This is a genomic window from Pseudomonas sp. IPO3778, assembly GCF_013386825.1.
Lineage (GTDB): Bacteria > Pseudomonadota > Gammaproteobacteria > Pseudomonadales > Pseudomonadaceae > Aquipseudomonas.
Window position 1 is genome coordinate 60,510 of the sequence record NZ_JACARC010000022.1, and the last position, 16,686, is coordinate 77,195.

Sequence of the window (16,686 nt, forward strand, 5' to 3'; positions counted from 1 at the left end):
CAGGATCATGAAAACGCATTCAAACGACGAATAATGACGTCGATGTCTGTGGCAGATGTCGCAGTACTCAGAGGCAAACTCAGGACCTGCTTGTGTATCGCTTCAGTAATCGGATAAGACCGCCCCGAAAACTCTTGGTATGCATTTTGATGATGCACCGGTATCGGATAATGTATTAATGTTTGAATACCGTGCCCATGGAGGTACTCTTTCAACTCGTCGCGCCTATGGCTTTTGACAACGAAAAGATGCCATACATGCTGTTCCCGCCGGGTCACCGATGGGACTTCCAGAAGAGAATTTTCAATACCACCCATGTATTGCTCAGCCCCTTCCCGCCTGACACTAACTTCGTGATCAAGATGACGCAATTTCACTCGTAACATTGCCGCCTGAATTTCATCCAGACGACTATTAACACCTTTATATTGATTTTCGTATTTCTTGTAACTGCCGTAATTCCCCAAGGCACGAATAACTGACGCGAGTTCCGAATCGTTAGTCGTAACAGCCCCCCCGTCGCCCAGCGCGCCCAGATTTTTGCCGGGATAGAAGCTGAAACCCGAAGCGTGCCCCCAGCTGCCAGCACGGCGCCCATCGATACTCGCGCCATGGGCCTGCGCAGAATCTTCCAGCACCAGTAGTTCGTGCTTTTCAGCCAGCGCACATATTTCCGGCATATCCGCCAGAAGACCGTAGAGGTGCACAGCTAGAATGACTTTGGTCCGAGGTGTAATCGCGGCCGCAACGCAAGCAGGGGATAGGTTGAACGTCTTTTCGTCTGGCTCAACTAGCACAGGCACCAGACGATTTTCGGTAATCGCCAAAATGCTTGCAATGTAGGTATTGGCCGGAACGATAACTTCATCGCCTTCCGCCAACTTCCCCATCTCCTTCCATGCCCTCAACGTCAACGTAAGAGCATCCAGGCCATTGGCAACACCGACACAATATCCTGCACCACAATAGTCCGCGAACTCCTGCTCAAAGCACGCAAGCTCGTTCCCGCCAATATACCAGCCCGAATCGATTACCCGCGAACACGCCTCTTTCAGCTCTTGAGCGTAGAGATTGTTTATTTTTTTCAAATTAAGAAATTCAATCACTTCAACGTAACCTCATACGAATCAATGGTCATGCCACGCGCACCGAAACTTTCCTTCTGAGCCATCAGGCCGGCATTAAGGTACCGGCCTTGATCTTCAGTCGATATACCAAAACTAAAATACTCAAATGCTTTAGATTGACTATCCTGAATACACGACTCGATAAGGTAGTCTAGGGCCCCTACCTCTTTACCTTCCTCATTGGTCGCCAGATATTGTGTATGGACTACATTATTGAAGATGAACAACAATGCTGCCGCAAGCATTTCCCCTTCTCGCTCAACCGTCATTAGGGATATATTATCTGGAAACTTCGACGCTAACAGTTCCAACTCCTGCGCGGTGTGCACAGGGGTTGCATCGTGCTTTTGCAAAACCCCACTCAACAACCCCAAAAATCCATTCCAGTTGGAAGATTTGGTAACGCATAAACTGTTCTTTTTTGCTCTAGCAATAAGCCACTTACGCCCTTTCGAGAGTTTCAATCGACGATTCAAACAAACGATGCTTGACAAGTCGCGGCGTACCAAATTGGCGCCAACTCTAAACAGGGCGTACAAATCTTCTTGTGCGCCTTGAATAGAAAAAATATACGGGATTGACTTATAAACAATTTTTGACAAGCCTTGCTCGCCAGCGAAAGAAACGATTGCATCGAAGCAACTCAAGACCGTATCGGCCTTTGTTTTTTGCGACAAGACCAACCCGCCGTAAGTCAAGCCACCGTGACTGGTAAGGATCTCTGACTTTCGCGACGCCGGCAAAACAGCGACTAATACATCGTCTTCATAGATCATCAAGGAAGCATCGATAAACCGATCCGAGTGATACTCCATGAAATCTCTTTTAAAAAGAAACAGTGGCGTCTTGGATTCAGATATAAAACTGTCCCACTCCGACTTTTTTCCAGAGGTGTAAACCTCGCAGACTACCACTCCAGCAACTCCGCCACACCAAAACCATCCGCACCCATATTGTTACCATTATAAAAACAATAGGTTCTATCTTTTACGACCACGAGTCGGGGATAGCAAAGGTGCACAGAATCAAAACCCTCTTCAGAAAGTTGCAAGCCGAAGTCTTGGTCTTTACGCACCCAGTTCTTGCCATCCTCAGAGATAGCGACACCTGGAAAATAGTCTTCGCCTGATATGCCGCCTTTCGTATAGAACATGTAGTATTTATCGTCGTGCTTGTAGACCGAGGGCCTACCTATACGATACTCGTCGCCTTCAACATCAATGCAGAGTAACTCTGACGCTGTAAAGAGCACGCCGTCAGCGGATTCTGTGTACCAGATATTGTAGTTAGGATAGTGTTTCTCTTTGATTAATTGCCAGGAATCCCCAACAGCATACCAAACTTTCCAAACACCCTTCTCAAATAGAACAGAATGTATCGCGCGTATGGTAGTTCCACCATTCGCACGATCCATGACGGGCGCCTCGGAAATACGCTGGAACGTTAGTCCACCATCAGTGCTTTCAGCAAGCCCCGTAAAGGCAAGAAACTTGGCGCGCTTGACCAACTGGAAGCCGACGTAATACATCCTCAGGATGCCACCGTATTTAACGACGTCCCCCAGAATCACTCCATTATCATCAAAGCACCCATCGCGACCGCGATCCAATACCGGTGCTTCAGAGACGCCCAGCACCTGCGTTGGATCATGAGCGCTGACATCCACATAACCAATCCTGCTTATGCCCTCCTCATCACGGAAGCCTGCATAAACACGAATGACATCTTCATTCAACAGAATTGGTGTGGGAGTTAGCGCAGAATTTTTTTTCCAATCGTTACTTCCCGATTGAGAAAAAACAAGGCCCAGTTTATTCCATTTCATAGGTCCGCCCTCACAACTTCACACTGAACGAACTTTTTTTGGGCATTTCTTTCGCGGGTGCACCGTAGTAAATACGCTCAGGCTCTTTAAGGCTCTTTGAAACCAGTGCACCCGATGCAACGATACAGTCGCGCGCAACGGTAACATGGTCGTTAAATGTCGAGTTAACCCCCAGAAAACTGGAATTACCAATTCGACAGTACCCCGACACGACAACATGTGACGAAAGAAAGCAATTATCTTCTATTACTGTACGGTGGCCGATATGATTACCACTCCAGAGAATGACGTTATTGCCAATCTCCACGAACGGTTGAACTGTATTATCTTCAAAAATAAAGCAATTTTCACCGACCTTCACGTTCCGCCAAACAAACGCACGGGAGCTTATATAGGTTGCGCAGACATAACCCAACTCTTTCACCGCCAGGTACAGCCGTGTTCTCAAACGATTCAATTGCGACGCAGGAATAGCAACAAAAGCTTCAAATTGAGAGGCCGGAAAATGCTCTTGAATTTCTTCGAACGGAACAATTGGCAGATCATACAATGTGACATTTTCCATATGATCACGTTCAACAGCGAAACCGACAACCTCATAAGATGAGTCAAAGGTAAAGTACTCATAAGCGATCATAGCCAGTTCACCTGCTCCTACAATCACTACCTTTTTAAGCTTGTCCATTCCTGACCTCTTTAATGAATTGATCGTAATTTCTTATGTAATCCGACTCATCATAATGTTCGCTGGCGAATACCATCAATACGCAATCCTCGCTAAACTCATGCATCTCACGCCATATCATATTCCTAATGATCAACGCCTTGCTGCTTGAGTCCAGCCATATCGCCTGCTTGGTAACTCCGTCGTCGATGATCATTTTACAACGACCCGACACGCAAATGGCCATTTGCTCAAGTCGCCGGTGCGCGTGAAACCCACGATTTACGTCGGACTGGGTACCAAATATATAGTAAGCCCGTTTAATCGCGAATGGGATATTCTGGCCCTGCTCAAGAGCTATCAAACTGCCACGCTCATCACCAATCACGCGCAGGTCGACGAGTTCAATTGAACCGTGGCGAAACTCTGAATGACGCTCAGCCGTCGTCAGTAAAGGCGCTGCAGCATCTTTGGAGTTTATTAATGCCTCTTGAATAGCCGGCCAGGAAATTCCAATTTCTGGATCATCCCATCGAATACTTCGCTCAGACGCTTGATGATAAACATCAGTTGTTTTATACAGAAAATGCGTATCGTCTTCCAATGCCATAAAGCCATGCGCGAAGCCTTCTGGAATCCATAACATTCGCCGGTTGGCTTCGCTCAACTCAACGCCCACCCACTGGCCAAACGTTGCGGACTCGCGACGTATATCAACGACAACATCATACGCGGAGCCACGCGTCACTCTGACCAACTTTCCTTGGGCGTGAGGCGGCAGTTGGTAATGCAACCCTCGGATCACTCCTTTTTTAGAACACGAATGGTTGTCCTGAATGAAAGCACGTGGAATGGGCAATTCCAGCTCTTTGAGAGCCTTGTGAAAAGCGGGCTCATTGAAACTTTCGAAAAACCAGCCACGCTCATCCGTAAACACTGTGGGCTCGATGATCACAACGTCTGAAATAGAAGTTCGCGACAGTTTCATACTTCTGAATCCTCAACTAGCAGGCCCTGTAAATACTGCCCATAACCCGTTTTTTTTAGTTTTTCGGCCTGCTCGGCGAGTTGCTCACGTGTTATCCAGCCGCTGCGAAAGGCGATTTCTTCAAGGCATGCAACCTTCAACCCCTGCCTGTGCTCAATGGTATGAACAAACTGGCTCGCTTCCAGCAACGACTCATGGGTACCCGTGTCGAGCCAAGCAAAACCTCGCCCCAATATCTCCACAGTCAACGATTTATCATTGAGATAGGCCAGGTTCACGTCGGTGATTTCAAGTTCGCCACGATCAGAAGGCTTGATGTTTTTGGCAATCTCGACCACACGATTATCATAAAAGTACAAGCCCGTTACAGCATAGTTTGATTTAGGATTATTAGGCTTTTCTTCAATGCTTAGCGCACGCCCACCCGCGTCAAACTCAACCACACCAAAACGTTCAGGATCAGATACATGATAGCCAAATACGGTAGCACCTGACTCCCGGGACATGGCCGAGCGCAGATTGTCAGAAAAGTGCTGACCATAAAAAATGTTGTCGCCCAAGATCAAGCAACAAGGATCATTACCGATAAAATCCTCACCTATTAAAAACGCTTGAGCCAAGCCATCTGGGCTTGGCTGCTCAGCGTAAGTGAACTGAATGCCATATTGACTCCCGTCACCCAGTAACTTCTTGAAACAAGGAAGATCCTCTGGTGTGGATATGATCAAGATTTCACGCATCCCGGCGAGCATCAGCACAGACAATGGGTAAAAAATCATCGGCTTGTCAAAAATTGGAAGCATTTGCTTCGAAACCCCCAATGTCAGGGGGTGCAGGCGCGTACCAGAGCCGCCGGCGAGAATGATGCCTTTGCGTTTGATGACCGTCATGTGTCTAACACTTCCTTTAACATCCAGATAACGCCACCTTGCCATCCAGGCAGATGAGCGGAAGAATTCACGTACACGCTCGATATTGAATCGTGAACTCAATGCCCCACGTACCAGCATCACGTCTTTTTCGCAGACGCCAGCCACCCGGTAAAGCCAGCTCACGCGGTGCATCGAGCGTCGACGATCACAATATTTGCAGTTACGTCAGCGTCGGTAACTCTTATTTTGGTCTGCTTCGCTGCGGCGCTCTCACTGCGGCGGCTTCCGACATCGGGCATGACCGGCAAGGCCAACACGACCAGTAATAGCTGCCTGCCAGCGTTGGATGTATAAGGACCTGACGAGTTCCGCGCCGCTGGAAAATCCCCGGCTAAATCCAGTCAATCCGCGCCATGAGAGCGAAAATTAACGCTGTTCATTCGTGCCAGGAATAGATGCCACCCTGGAGGCCCCCAAAACTGCGTAAGGGCTGGTCATATTATCAACCGATCTGGCTCGAAAAGGGTGGCGGAGCAGAGCAACGGTCAATCCGAGAATAAGCCCAAAGAACGCACCCAGTATCAATATCATGATTTTTTTCGGCTTGATGGGGCCTAGCGGCTCCAAGGCCTTTTTATCAATCGTCACCAAACTCAATCGGCTCATATCAATATTCAGATTACGAAGACGGGCCTGCTCGGCGCGCAAAGGCTGGACGCCACTGAGAAAAATATCTTCATTTTTTCGCTGATTCAGTATTTCAACTTCGCGGTTGGCTTTCAGCAATTGCAACTCCCGCGCAATTTGAGCAATACGGCCTTCTGTGAAATCGTCGGACGTCCTCTTGCGCAATGCCACGCGCTCGGCCTCAAGCGCTTCCACCCCCATGAAATAAAGTGGGATTTGCTGATTGTTAATCTCGGTACGCATCACACTGGAAGTACCAGGACGGTCACTGTCTCCGAGTGAGCTCGGGGTGGTGGGCTTCTTGATATTCAGAACTTTGGCAATTGCGATGGCCTCGTCCAATTGAGCTATTCTGTCAGAACGAAGTGTCTTCAACTGTGTACGCAGCGCTTTCAACTCATCCTGCAACTGAGATCGGCGTAGTTCGTCAGATTCACGAAGCAACGCTATCTTTCCGCCCTTTTCCGACTCATAGCTAGAGCGCGCCGCATCGAGTTTTCCGCTCAATTCATTCAGTCGGTTTTTAATGATCACGCGCATATCACCGGCGACCTGCTCACGCTCCAGTGCAATCGCATAGTTTATAAATCCATTAAGAATAGCGACCCCATCAACCCCTTGGTCATAGTCCATATCCAGTCTGATATATGAACTCAACAAATCTGTTTGCTTGGGATCGGGCAACTTCAAATTGATTGAGTTGCGATTGAATTCTTCAAAGCTCTGCTCCAAAGTGCGCCCCGGCTGTACAAACGCTTGGAACAGATTTTGATTAGCGCGAAAAAAGCCCAAGCGGGTTTCGTAGGACTCTAAAGAGGCCCCTACACGTACAAGCGCTGCGGCGGGCGGAAGTTGGTACACCTCAGAACGATTAAGGGCATCAAGCTCATTAATCGCCGCAGGGCGTAGTATGCTACTGACGTGATACACGGGCTTTGCCAGGAAAGCGTAGGCTGCCGCAAGGAAAAATGTGGAAACTGCAATACCGGCAATTAGCCATCTTTGCCGCCAAACACTATCGAACAACGCTGCTATATCTATTTCGTCGGAGGGTGGAACTGGTGGCACGCGGAAATTACTACTCACAACAAAAACCTGCCTTCAAAAAAGAAACTGCGGGCTCGTTATGCAAACAATTTTGTGGATTTTTTAACAAAAACTATGAGCCCAAGACCAAGCGTCGCTGCGAGGTTTGATGCACACAAAAATGCCTGTTATCGAGAACTGGGAGCATTTTGCCATCTTGGTCGTACATTACAAGCGCCAATATAGCCGCGGCCCATTAGCTAATACGCTAAAAATGAGCCTGGAAACGAAAAAAAACGGGCAAACACGAACAGCTTTTCGCAGGATCAGTGGCAGACGTTTAGCAGAGCCATTACTGATGCGCCCGTCTAAAATACATAGTAAGCCTGGCTATCGGTAATATTCACGCCAATCGCGCTCTCTTGCCTCGTCCATATCGAGCAAAAGTTCCAGTAAGGACTGGCCCGATTAACATTCCTATAATCAGTCCAATCACCACGAACACCGAAACCGGTAGCTGTGGCGTGCGCCATCCAAAAAACGACAAGGCAATGCCTTGCTGATTTTCCAGCACAAACGCCAAAACTCCCAGCGCGATAATCAATACAATCAGCACCACTACAACGCGCTTAACCCCACGCATAACCTTCTCCTACCCCAAAAACACTCAGACGCCTTCTTCCTCGTCTTCGTTCACCCGATCCCGCAATTCCTTGCCCGGCTTAAAGTGAGGCACGAATTTGCCATCGAGGCTAACGGACTGCCCAGTCTTCGGGTTACGGCCTACACGCGGCGCACGGTAATGCAGCGAGAAACTACCAAACCCACGAATCTCGATCCGATCCCCGGTAGCCAGACACTGGGACATCTGCTCAAGCATGGTCTTGATGGCCAGCTCCACATCCTTGGATGAGAGCAGCCCTTGATGGGTGACAATTCGTTCGATCAACTCCGACTTCGTCATATTTTTCCCTTCTTTTTCAAGCAGCTAGGAAAAGCGCTTCGAAGGTTTTAGCATGGCCGGAGGAATTTGAACAGCCCACATATTGACTTATATTCAAAGAGTTGGAGCGTATCTCTAAGCGCCACGACTTTACGGCCCGCCACTTCTCGCCTCGCGTAGCGCCACAGCAGCCACTCCAGAGCGATAACTGGCAGGTAGGGCCGTTGAGCGAGAACACGCTACCAACAAGACGAGAGTGCCCCAGCCGCAGAACACCAAGACGAAGTTCGCACAACACTAAATCCCAGGCACAAAAAAGGGCGACCGAAGTCGCCCTTTTTCTATGGTCGGACAGAACTTAGTTCTGTTTTTCCATTTGTGCACGCAACAGGTCGCCCAGAGTGGTAGGACCAGCAGAAGGCTCAGAGGTCGCTGGCTTGTCGCGCAGGCTCTGGATGGCTTCTTTCTCTTCAGCGTCGTCTTTCGACTTGATGGAGAGCTGGATTACGCGGCTCTTGCGGTCAACGCTGATGATCTTGGCTTCTACTTCTTCGCCTTCTTTCAGAACGTTGCGCGCGTCTTCAACGCGGTCACGGCTGATTTCGGAGGCTTTCAGAGTCGCTTCGATATCGTCGGCCAGAGTGATGATGGCGCCTTTAGCGTCAACTTCCTTCACGATGCCTTTAACGATTGCGCCTTTGTCGTTCTCTTGAACGTACTCGGAGAACGGATCGCTTTCCAGTTGCTTGATGCCCAGGGAGATGCGCTCGCGCTCTGGGTCAACCGACAGGATAACGGTGTCCAGCTCGTCGCCCTTCTTGAAGCGACGAACAGCTTCTTCGCCCACTTCGTTCCAGGAGATGTCGGACAGGTGAACCAGGCCGTCGATGCCGCCGTCCAGACCAATGAAGATACCGAAATCGGTGATCGACTTGATGGTGCCGGAGATTTTATCGCCCTTGTTGAACTGGCCAGAGAAATCTTCCCACGGGTTAGATTTGCACTGCTTGATGCCGAGGGAGATACGACGACGCTCTTCGTCGATGTCCAGAACCATAACTTCCACTTCGTCGCCGACTTGTACGACTTTCGAAGGGTGGATGTTCTTGTTGGTCCAGTCCATTTCGGAAACGTGTACCAGGCCTTCCACGCCTTCTTCCAGCTCTGCGAAGCAGCCGTAGTCGGTCAGGTTGGTAACACGCGCGGTAACGCGAGTGCTTTCTGGGTAACGAGCCTTGATAGCGACCCATGGATCTTCGCCCAGCTGCTTCAAGCCCAGGGAGACACGGTTGCGCTCACGATCGTACTTCAGAACCTTGACATCGATCTCGTCGCCAACGTTGACGATTTCCGATGGATGCTTGATACGCTTCCAAGCCATGTCGGTAATGTGCAGCAGGCCATCGACGCCACCCAGATCGACGAATGCGCCGTAATCGGTGAGGTTCTTGACGATACCTTTGACTTGTTGGCCTTCCTGCAGGGATTCCAGCAGAGCTTCACGCTCGGCGGAGTTCTCTGCTTCCAGGACGCTGCGACGGGAAACGACAACGTTGTTGCGCTTCTGGTCGAGCTTGATGACCTTGAATTCGAGTTCTTTGCCTTCCAGGTGCGTGGTGTCGCGCACAGGACGAACGTCGACCAAAGAACCTGGCAGGAACGCACGGATGCCGTTAACGTCGACAGTGAAGCCGCCTTTAACCTTACCGTTGATAACGCCCTTGACCACTTCTTCAGCTGCGAAGGCTGCTTCGAGAACGATCCAGCATTCAGCGCGCTTGGCTTTTTCACGGGACAGCTTGGTTTCACCGAAACCATCTTCAACCGAGTCCAGCGCAACGTGAACTTCGTCACCGACATTGATAGTCAGGTCGCCAGCGTCGTTGTAGAACTGCTCAAGCGGGATGAGTGCTTCAGACTTCAGACCAGCGTGAACGGTTACCCAGCGAGCTTGGTAATCGATATCAACGATAACACCGGTGATGATGGAGCCTGCCTGAAGGTTCAGGGTTTTTAGGCTTTCTTCAAAGAGTTCCGCAAAGCTTTCGCTCATTTTAATTCCTGTTGATAAGGGCGAAGAATACGCCCATCTCCACACCCCAGACGGTGTGGGTTAGTTTCAATTAGAAGAAGCACCGCAGGACTATGACTGGTCCCCTGCAGCCTTCTTGGTCACCCGGCGATATCGCGAATGGCGATTTCACTCAAGATGCGTTCCAGCACCTGCTCGATGGACAACTCCGTGGAATCCAGCTGTATGGCGTCAGCCGCCGGCTTGAGCGGGGCTACCGCACGCTGGGTGTCACGCTCATCGCGTGCACGGATCTCATCTAGCAGACTCGACAGACTAACACCATCGACTTTCCCCTTCAACTGCAAGTAACGGCGACGGGCCCGCTCCTCGGCACTGGCGGTCAGGAAAATCTTCAGTGGCGCTTCAGGAAAGACCACCGTGCCCATGTCGCGGCCGTCAGCCACCAGGCCAGGCGGCTCCTGAAAAGCTCGCTGGCGCTGCAGCAAAGCGTCGCGCACAGCCGGCAAGGCGGCGACTTGAGACGCCCAGGAACCGACCTGTTCGTTTCGCAGATCATCGGTCACATCGTCCCCTTCCAGGATGATGCGCTGGGGATGACCTTCCGTCGCCCCGACGAACTGCACATCAAGATGGGCAGCCAGCAGCTTCAGTGATTCTTCGTTGGTCAGGTCGACACCATGGTTGCGTGCAGCAAAAGCCAGCAAGCGATACAGCGCGCCGGAATCCAGCAGGCACCAGCCCAGGCGCTTGGCCAGAATGCCGGCGATCGTGCCTTTGCCCGAGCCGCTTGGCCCGTCGATGGTAATCACCGGTGCTTTGATATTCACAATTGAGCCTCTTGGGCAACACGAATGCCGACATGGGCACACAGTGTAAGAAAATTCGGAAAAGACGTAGCCACGTTGGCACAGTCATGGATACGAATCGGCGCAGCCGCTCGCAGGGAGGCCACACTGAAAGCCATGGCAATTCGGTGATCACCATGGGCATGGACTTCACCACCCCCCATCACGCCACCATCAATAATAATCCCATCAGGTGTCGGTGCACACTTCACGCCCAGGGCCAGCAGACCGTCGGCCATGACCTGGATACGATCAGACTCCTTGACCCGCAACTCCTGCGCCCCGCGCAATACCGTCCGGCCTTCGGCGCATGCCGCCGCCACGAACAACACCGGGAACTCGTCGATAGCCAGCGGCACCAACGCCTCGGGAATTTCGATCCCCTTCAGCGGCGCCGCGCGAACCCGCAGGTCAGCCACCGGCTCTCCGCCCACTTCCCGCTGATTTTCCAGGGTGATATCCGCGCCCATCAGCCGCAGGATATCGATCACCCCGGTACGGGTCGGATTGATGCCCACGCGCTCAAGCAACAGCTCGGAGCCCTCGGCGATCGAAGCCGCCACCAGGAAAAACGCCGAGGAGGAAATATCCCCCGGCACTTCGATATGTGTCGCGATCAGCGCATGGCCCGACTCGACCGACGCCGTAGCGCCCGTCACTTCCACCGGATAACCAAAGCCACGCAACATCCGCTCGGTATGGTCACGGTTCGGCGCGGGTTCGGTAATCGAGGTTTTGCCCTCGGCATACAACCCCGCCAGCAACAGACAGGATTTAACCTGAGCGCTGGCCATCGGTAGCGCATAACTAAACCCTTTAAGCACCTGGCCACCGCGAATCGTCAGCGGCGGGCGCCCTTCCGGCCCGGTCTCGATCACCGCGCCCATTTCACGCAATGGCTTGGCCACGCGATTCATCGGGCGCTTGGACAGCGAGGCATCACCGGTCAATACACTGTCGAAACCCTGGGCCGCCAGCAAACCGGACAACAGCCGCATGGAGGTGCCGGAATTACCGAGATAGATCGGGCCAGGCGCCGGCTTCAAGCCATGCAGGCCAACCCCGTGAATGGTGACGCGCCCATGGTGCGGGCCTTCAATCACCACGCCCATGTCGCGGAACGCCTGCAAGGTCGCCAGGGCATCTTCGCCCTCCAGGAAACCTTCCACCTCGGTGATACCGTCCGCCAGGGAACCCAGCATGATGGAACGGTGGGAGATCGACTTATCCCCAGGCACCCGAATCTGCCCGCTCAAGCGGCCACCGGGGCTGGCAACAAATACCAGATCATCCGCGTTTACAGCCGCTTCCATATAAGCCCGACGCGCCAGAATCTTGCTGAAATGCTCCCGCGCCACCCGCGCACGGGTAAACACGCCCAACAACTGATGCCCGTCGCCTGCATCGACCGCGTCGCGCAAGGCGTCGAGGTCGCTGCGGAAGGTATCCAGGGTGCGCAACACTGCATCGCGGTTGGCGAGGAAGATGTCGTGCCACATCACCGGATCGCTGCCGGCGATCCGGGTAAAGTCGCGGAAACCACCGGCGGCGTAACGGAAAATCTCGAGGTTCTCGTTGCGCTTGGCCAGCGAATCCACCAGACCAAACGCCAGCAAATGCGGCAGATGGCTGGTCGCCGCCAACACTTCATCGTGGCGCTCGACCTGCATGTGCTCAACATCCGCCCCCAGCTCGCGCCAGAGCCGATCCACCACAGCCAGTGCCGCAGGATCCGTTTCATCCAGCGGCGTCAGAATCACTTTATGACGACGGAACAACTGCGCATTGGACGCCTCGACCCCACTCTGCTCGGAGCCGGCAATCGGGTGCCCAGGCACAAATCGCGCCGGCATCCCGCCAAAGGCCATCTGCGCGGCCCGCACCACATTGCCCTTGGCACTGCCGACGTCAGTCAGAATCGCCTGCCCAAGGTCCATGCCGGCCAACAGCGCCAACATTTTCTCCATGGCCAGGATCGGCACCGCCAACTGAATGACATCCGCGCCCTGACAAGCAACGGCGAGGTCCGCCTCACAACGGTCCACCACCCCCAACTCAACCGCCAGCTTGCGCGATTGCGGGTCCAGGTCCACACCGACCACTTCGCCACACAGGCCGCTTTCCCGCAGGCCCTTGGCGAAGGAGCCGCCGATCAACCCCAGACCGACCACCACCAGGCGACCGATCATAGGCACAGCAGGTTGCAATGCAGTGACATCAACCACGAGCCAGAACCTTGGCCAGCGCCTCGAGGAAGCGGCTGTTTTCAGCAGGCAAACCAATGGTGATACGCAGGTGGTTCGGCATGCCATAGTTGGCCACCGGACGCACGATCACGCCTTCGCGCAGCAGGCCCTGGAACACAGGCGCCGCGACTTGGCCGAGATCGACACAAATGAAATTGCCCTTGGACGGAATCCAGCCCAGGCCCAATTCACGGAAGCCTTCCTGCAACTGCAACATGCCGCTTTCATTGAGGCGACGGCCTTCTTCCAGGTACTCAGCGTCCTGCACCGCAGCGCAGGCCGCCGCCAGTGCGAGGCTGTTGACGTTGAAAGGCTGGCGAACACGGTTCAGCACATCGGCCACCACGGCGGTGGACAGGCCGTAACCGACCCGCAGCGACGCCAGGCCATAAGCCTTGGAGAACGTGCGCGAGACCAGCAGGTTCGGATAAGCCGCCAGGAAGTCCAGGCCGTCCGGCAAGTCGCTGCCTTCGGCGTACTCGATGTAGGCCTCGTCCAGGACCACCAGCACGTGCTCCGGCACGTCTTGCAGGAAGTTGTCCAGCACCTCGGCGCTGAACCAGGTGCCGGTCGGGTTATTCGGGTTGGCGATAAACACGACGCGGGTCTGCTCATCAATGGCCGCCAGCATGGCCGGCAGGTCATGCCCCCACGCCTTCGCGGGAATGATGCGAGCTTCAGCACCCACCGCCTGAGTGACGATCGGATAGACCGCAAACGCGTGCTCGCTGAACACGGCGTTCAGGCCCGGTGCCAGATAGGCACGGCCGACCAGCTCAAGAATATCGTTGGAGCCGTTGCCCAAGGTCACCTGGCTCAGCTCAACCCGGCACTTATCCGCCAGCAAGGACTTGAGCGCAAAGCCATTACCATCGGGGTAACGGGTCAGCTCAGCCAACGCATCACGAATCGCGGCCAACACCTTGGGACTTGGGCCCATGGGGTTTTCGTTACTGGCCAGCTTGACGATTTTCGACGGATCCAGATTCAACTCACGCGCCAACTCGTCCACAGGCTTGCCCGGAACGTAAGGCGACAGTTGTTGCACGCCCGGCTGTGCCAGGGCGAGGAAGTTGCCACTCATGTTAAAGCCTCACAAAACCGCTTTCGGGTAAGAGCCCAGCACCTTGAGTGCTACGGCTTCCTGACTGATTTTCTCGAGCACACCCTTGACCAGCGGGTCGCGGTGATGGCCGACGAAGTCGATAAAGAACACATAAGTCCATTTACCGCTGCGCGAAGGACGAGTCTCGATTCGCGTCAGGTCAATCCCGTTGTCGTGGAACGGCACCAGCAGCTCATGCAGCGCGCCGGGCTTGTTGCTCATGGAGACGATGATCGACGTCTTGTCGTCGCCGGTCGGCGGCACTTCCTGGCTACCGATCATCAGGAAGCGCGTGGAGTTATCCGGGCGGTCCTCGATTTTCTCGGCCAGGCGCGTCAGGCCATACAGGCCCGCGGCCATATCGCCGGCAATCGCCGCCGAATTCCACTCACCCTTGACCCGCTTCGCCGCTTCGGCGTTGCTGGACACCGCCACGCGCTCCACGTTCGGGTAGTGCGCGTCCAGCCACTTACGGCACTGGGCCAGGGACTGGGCGTGGGAATAGATCCGGCTGATGCTGTCGGTCTTGGTGTTCTCACCCACCAGCAGGTGGTGGTGGATACGCAGCTCGACTTCGCCGCAGATCACCATGTCGTGCTCGAGGAAGCTGTCGAGGGTGTGGTTGACGGCGCCTTCGGTGGAGTTTTCCACCGGCACTACGCCAAAATTCACCGCCCCGGCGGCCACTTCACGGAACACTTCATCGATCGCGGCCATCGGCTTGCTGATCACGGCGTGACCGAAGTGCTTCATGGCGGCCGCTTGAGTGAAGGTGCCTTCCGGGCCCAGATAAGCCACTTTCAGCGGCTGCTCCAGCGCCAGGCACGAAGACATGATTTCACGGAACAACCGCGCCATCTCTTCGTTGCCCAGCGGGCCCTTGTTGCGCTCCATCACACGCTTGAGCACTTGGGCTTCACGCTCCGGACGGTAAAAAACCGGCACTTCGCCTTCAGCCAGGGACGCCATTTTCACCCGTGCAACTTCCTGGGCGCACCGCGCGCGCTCACTGATCAGCTCCAGGACTTTCTCGTCCAGGCTGTCAATGCGTACGCGCAGGGCCTTGAGTTCTTGCTCAGACATTAGCCGTGTTCCTTTTCGAACTCTGCCATGTAAGCCACCAGCGCCTTGACGGCATTGATATCGACAGCGTTATAGATGGAGGCGCGCATGCCACCTACCGAGCGGTGGCCCTTGAGGTTCAACAGCCCGCGCTCGTCGGCGCCGGCCAGGAATGGCTTGTCCAGGCGATCATCGGCCAGGCGGAACGGCACGTTCATCCACGAACGGTCGGTCAGGTTGATCGGGTTGCTGTACAGGCCGCTGGCGTCGATGAAGTCGTACAAGGTACGTTTCTTCTCTTCGTTGAGCTTGCCCATGGCCGCCACGCCGCCCTGCTCTTTCAGCCACTCGAACACCAGGCCCGACAGGTACCAGGCGAAAGCCGGCGGGGTGTTGTACATCGAGCCGTTATCGGCCGCGACCTTGTAGTTGAGCATGGTCGGGCACAGCGAACGCGCACGCCCCAGCAGGTCTTCACGGATGATGTTGACCAGGATGCCGCTCGGGCCGATGTTCTTCTGCGCGCCCGCGTAGATCATGCCGTACTGGGACACATCGATAGGACGCGAGAGGATGTCCGAGGACATGTCGCACACCAGCGGAACATCGCCCACTTCCGGCACCCAGTCGAACTCCAGGCCGCCAATGGTTTCGTTCGCTACATAGTGAACGTAGGCCGCGTCTTTCGAGAGTTTCCACTCGTTCTGACCGGGAATGGCGAAGTAGTCGTACGGCTTGGCAGTGCCCGCCACGTTGACGTGACCGTAACGGGAGGCCTCTTCAATCGCCTTCTGGCCCCAGATACCGGTGTCGATATAGTCGGCAGTACCGCCTTCCGGCAGCAGGTTCAGCGGGATCTGGGCGAACTGCTGGCTCGCGCCGCCTTGCAGGAACAACACTTTGTAGTCAGATGGGATGCCCAGCAAGTCGCGCATATCCTGCTCGGCCTTGGTGGCAATGGACACGAACTCATCGCTGCGATGGCTCATTTCCATCACGGAGAGGCCTTTTCCATGCCAGTCGAGGAGTTCACCCTGCGCGCGCTGCAGGACTGCTTCAGGAAGCGCCGCGGGACCGGCACAGAAGTTATAGGCTCTCTTGCTCACATCCAATCTCTCTGATCTGGTGGGATGGAAATCAAATACTGTAGGAGCGAGCTTGCTCGCGAAAAACCCGAGAGCGCAAGGGCGCATCAGGCAGCCCGCGTTATCGTTGGCGATTTTCGCGAGCAAGCTCGCTCCTACAGAGGGGACAAACAACA

15 protein-coding genes and 1 pseudogene are annotated in these 16,686 nt (G+C 54.1%); all 16 read right to left on the bottom strand.

The features are described 5' to 3' along the window. Window positions 1-5: 5 nt before the first annotated feature. The 16 genes and pseudogenes from HX855_RS10115 to serC all read right to left on the bottom strand — a co-directional run bounded on the left by HX855_RS10115 (window position 6) and on the right by serC (window position 16,531). Window positions 6-1,106, bottom strand: a complete 1,101-nt coding sequence (locus HX855_RS10115) for a DegT/DnrJ/EryC1/StrS aminotransferase family protein (RefSeq protein ID WP_177089268.1) — start codon at window positions 1,104-1,106, stop codon at window positions 6-8. Beyond that, window positions 1,103-1,942, bottom strand: a complete 840-nt coding sequence (locus HX855_RS10120) for a GNAT family N-acetyltransferase (protein ID WP_256353073.1) — start codon at window positions 1,940-1,942, stop codon at window positions 1,103-1,105. Before HX855_RS10120 ends, HX855_RS10115 begins: the two co-directional genes overlap by 4 nt. A gap of 92 nt (window positions 1,943-2,034) precedes the next feature. Next, window positions 2,035-2,952, bottom strand: a complete 918-nt coding sequence (locus HX855_RS10125; RefSeq protein WP_177089266.1) for a hypothetical protein — start codon at window positions 2,950-2,952, stop codon at window positions 2,035-2,037. Between the two features lie 10 nt (window positions 2,953-2,962). Next, window positions 2,963-3,637, bottom strand: coding sequence for an acetyltransferase (locus HX855_RS10130; RefSeq protein ID WP_177089265.1), 675 nt, complete (start codon window positions 3,635-3,637; stop codon window positions 2,963-2,965). Then, window positions 3,624-4,067, bottom strand: a complete 444-nt coding sequence (locus HX855_RS33245) for an FdtA/QdtA family cupin domain-containing protein (protein ID WP_256353076.1) — start codon at window positions 4,065-4,067, stop codon at window positions 3,624-3,626. Before HX855_RS33245 ends, HX855_RS10130 begins: the two co-directional genes overlap by 14 nt. Then, a pseudogene (gene rfbC / locus HX855_RS33250) lies at window positions 4,053-4,604 on the bottom strand (dTDP-4-dehydrorhamnose 3,5-epimerase); the annotation flags it as partial. The gene HX855_RS33245 and the pseudogene rfbC, both read right to left, overlap by 15 nt. Continuing rightward, a complete protein-coding gene (gene rfbA, locus HX855_RS10140) occupies window positions 4,601-5,494 on the bottom strand; it encodes a glucose-1-phosphate thymidylyltransferase RfbA (protein ID WP_177089322.1) in 894 nt (297 codons plus the stop codon). The gene rfbA and the pseudogene rfbC, both read right to left, overlap by 4 nt. A gap of 408 nt (window positions 5,495-5,902) precedes the next feature. Further along, window positions 5,903-7,249: a Wzz/FepE/Etk N-terminal domain-containing protein gene (locus tag HX855_RS10145; RefSeq protein ID WP_177089263.1), complete on the bottom strand. Its 1,347-nt coding sequence runs from the start codon at window positions 7,247-7,249 to the stop codon at window positions 5,903-5,905. A 343-nt stretch (window positions 7,250-7,592) separates the two neighbouring features. Next, window positions 7,593-7,832 (bottom strand): lipopolysaccharide assembly protein LapA domain-containing protein, encoded by a 240-nt coding sequence (locus HX855_RS10150; RefSeq protein WP_177089262.1) that lies wholly within the window; start codon window positions 7,830-7,832, stop codon window positions 7,593-7,595. 24 nt (window positions 7,833-7,856) lie between these two features. Then, window positions 7,857-8,153 carry an integration host factor subunit beta gene (ihfB, locus tag HX855_RS10155; protein WP_003218804.1) on the bottom strand — a complete coding sequence of 99 codons (297 nt, stop codon included), beginning with the start codon at window positions 8,151-8,153 and terminating at the stop codon, window positions 7,857-7,859. Between the two features lie 337 nt (window positions 8,154-8,490). Continuing rightward, window positions 8,491-10,185: a 30S ribosomal protein S1 gene (gene rpsA, locus HX855_RS10160; RefSeq protein ID WP_003218806.1), complete on the bottom strand. Its 1,695-nt coding sequence runs from the start codon at window positions 10,183-10,185 to the stop codon at window positions 8,491-8,493. Window positions 10,186-10,304: 119 nt separating this feature from the next. Continuing rightward, window positions 10,305-10,994, bottom strand: coding sequence for a (d)CMP kinase (gene cmk / locus HX855_RS10165; protein WP_003172653.1), 690 nt, complete (start codon window positions 10,992-10,994; stop codon window positions 10,305-10,307). Next, window positions 10,991-13,201 (bottom strand): bifunctional prephenate dehydrogenase/3-phosphoshikimate 1-carboxyvinyltransferase, encoded by a 2,211-nt coding sequence (locus HX855_RS10170; RefSeq protein WP_256353075.1) that lies wholly within the window; start codon window positions 13,199-13,201, stop codon window positions 10,991-10,993. The genes cmk and HX855_RS10170 overlap by 4 nt, the downstream gene beginning before the upstream one ends. 28 nt (window positions 13,202-13,229) lie before the next feature. After that, window positions 13,230-14,342: a histidinol-phosphate transaminase gene (gene hisC / locus HX855_RS10175; RefSeq protein WP_177089260.1), complete on the bottom strand. Its 1,113-nt coding sequence runs from the start codon at window positions 14,340-14,342 to the stop codon at window positions 13,230-13,232. 9 nt (window positions 14,343-14,351) lie between these two features. Then, window positions 14,352-15,446, bottom strand: a complete 1,095-nt coding sequence (gene pheA, locus HX855_RS10180; protein WP_003218812.1) for a prephenate dehydratase — start codon at window positions 15,444-15,446, stop codon at window positions 14,352-14,354. Next, window positions 15,446-16,531 (bottom strand): 3-phosphoserine/phosphohydroxythreonine transaminase, encoded by a 1,086-nt coding sequence (gene serC, locus HX855_RS10185; RefSeq protein ID WP_177089259.1) that lies wholly within the window; start codon window positions 16,529-16,531, stop codon window positions 15,446-15,448. Before serC ends, pheA begins: the two co-directional genes overlap by 1 nt. Window positions 16,532-16,686 lie beyond the last annotated feature (155 nt).

Coding starts and splice junctions, on each gene's coding strand:
- HX855_RS10120 (WP_256353073.1), bottom strand. CDS start 1,942: ATGGAGTATCACTCGGATCGGTTTATCGATGCTTCCTTGATGATCTAT.
- HX855_RS10125 (WP_177089266.1), bottom strand. CDS start 2,952: ATGAAATGGAATAAACTGGGCCTTGTTTTTTCTCAATCGGGAAGTAAC.
- HX855_RS10130 (WP_177089265.1), bottom strand. CDS start 3,637: ATGGACAAGCTTAAAAAGGTAGTGATTGTAGGAGCAGGTGAACTGGCT.
- rfbA (WP_177089322.1), bottom strand. CDS start 5,494: ATGACGGTCATCAAACGCAAAGGCATCATTCTCGCCGGCGGCTCTGGT.
- HX855_RS10150 (WP_177089262.1), bottom strand. CDS start 7,832: ATGCGTGGGGTTAAGCGCGTTGTAGTGGTGCTGATTGTATTGATTATC.
- ihfB (WP_003218804.1), bottom strand. CDS start 8,153: ATGACGAAGTCGGAGTTGATCGAACGAATTGTCACCCATCAAGGGCTG.
- rpsA (WP_003218806.1), bottom strand. CDS start 10,185: ATGAGCGAAAGCTTTGCGGAACTCTTTGAAGAAAGCCTAAAAACCCTG.
- HX855_RS10170 (WP_256353075.1), bottom strand. CDS start 13,201: ATGATCGGTCGCCTGGTGGTGGTCGGTCTGGGGTTGATCGGCGGCTCC.
- hisC (WP_177089260.1), bottom strand. CDS start 14,342: ATGAGTGGCAACTTCCTCGCCCTGGCACAGCCGGGCGTGCAACAACTG.
- pheA (WP_003218812.1), bottom strand. CDS start 15,446: ATGTCTGAGCAAGAACTCAAGGCCCTGCGCGTACGCATTGACAGCCTG.